Raw genomic sequence first — 1,727 nt, forward strand, 5'->3', positions numbered from 1 at the left:
TTCCGGCAACTGCTGCGGTACCCGGTGCCGTTGGTGCTCGGAGTGCTGGTCGGGCTGCTCGGTGGGGGGTGGATCGGGCTCGCGGGCGGGGACACGTATGTGGCGACCAGCGAGGTCACCGTGCGGCCCGCGACCGTCGACCCGTTCGCGGCCGGCGGCACCCCCGACAAGCAGGTCAGCATCGGCTCCGAACGGCAGACCGCGGTCAGCAACGCCGTCGCCGCACGCGCCGCGAAGGCGCTCGGCACGCCCGCCGACGACGTGGACCGCCTCCAGGCCGGCCTCCAGGTCACCAACCCGCCCAACACCCTCGTCCTGCGCTTCTCCTACACAGACCCCGCGCCAGGCCGCGCCGCCGAGCGTGCCAACGCCTTCACGCGCGCGTACCTGGACAACCGCCGCCGCCAGACCCAGTCCCTGATCGACAACATGGTCGCGGCCTACCAGAAGCAGCTCGACCCGCTGGAGAAACAGCGCGACCAACTCGCCGAACAGATCGCCCAGTTGAGCGACGGCCGCGCCCTGGACACCACGCTCTCCGTACAGTCCGGCGTCCTCGGCAAGATCTCCGAGCTCAGCAGCAGCGTCACCAAGCTGAAAGCGCTCGACACCACCCCCGGATTCGTCGTCAGGACCGCCACCCCGCCGCGCGAGCCCTCCGGCCCCGGCCTGCCCCTGCTCCTGGGCATCGGCGCGGCGGTGGGCGTCGGCCTCGGACTGCTGGCCGCCTGGGCGCGGCTCGTCTTCGACCCGACCGCCCGCTCCGAGAGCGATGTCGTACGGGCGCTGCGGGCGCCCGTCCTGGGCGTACTACCGCGCGGGCGGCGGCGGGTACGGGCGCTGCGGCGCGGGCGCCGGGGTGCGGATGCGGGGGAGCCGCTGGCGGGCGCGTTACCGCGCGGGCGGCGCGCGGACGCGGGGGAGCCGTTGGCGGAGGGCCGGCGGCGGCTTCCCCGCGAGCCGCTGGCGGCGGGCCGGTTGGCGGAGGAGTACCGCTCGGTGGCCTTCCGGCTGGCCTACGACCAGCGGTTCGCCGACCGCCGCAGGCTCCTCGTCGTCGCCCCGCGCGGCGCCATCGACACGGCGGCGGCCGTGGCCGTGAACCTCGCGGCGTCGTTCGTCGAGATGGGCCGGGAGGTGATGCTGGTCGAGGCCGACCTGCGCACCCCCTCGCTCGCGACCCGGCTCCGCCCCGCCGACGGCCCACGGCCGGGCTGGGCGGTGCGGCCCGGCGCGCGGGGGAGCCTTGGGCGTGGGGACGGCGGGTGGCCGACGGGCGAGCAGTTCCTCGTCGACACCGGCGAGTCCGGCATGTTCGACCTGGTCCCTGGCGCCCGCGTCCGCAACGTCGCCCGCGCCCTGACCTCCACCCAGGCCACCCGCCTGATCGCCACGGCCGACGCGCCGGGCACGGTCGCGGTCGTCCTGGCCCCGGCCGTCCTCTCGTACGCCGACGCGATCGCGCTGGCCGACCGCGTCGACGGCGTCCTCGTCGTCTGCGACCCGCGCGCGGTCCACCGCGCCGACCTCGCCCGCGTCCGCGAACTCGTCACCGGCGCGGGCGGCACCATCCTGGGCGCGGTCCTCCACGCGGAGACGGGCCGCAGGCGCGGGGGTTCCGCCCCGGATACGTCCGCACCTCGGCGTCGTGGCGCCGCCCCGGACGGTCCCGCGCCCCGGCGCCGTGGGGGCGCCGCCTCGGACGGTTCCGCGCCTCGGCGCCGGGG

General features: G+C 76.7%; 1 protein-coding gene. It reads left to right on the plus strand.

Annotation, left to right across the window (positions count from 1 at the left end; translation table 11 throughout):
* On the plus strand, window positions 1-1,727 hold a 1,727-nt coding region (locus AOK16_RS24525; protein ID WP_055474285.1), incomplete at both ends, for a hypothetical protein.

The sequence above is a fragment of the Streptomyces pathocidini genome, assembly GCF_001418495.1.
GTDB classification, from domain to species: domain Bacteria; phylum Actinomycetota; class Actinomycetes; order Streptomycetales; family Streptomycetaceae; genus Streptomyces; species Streptomyces pathocidini.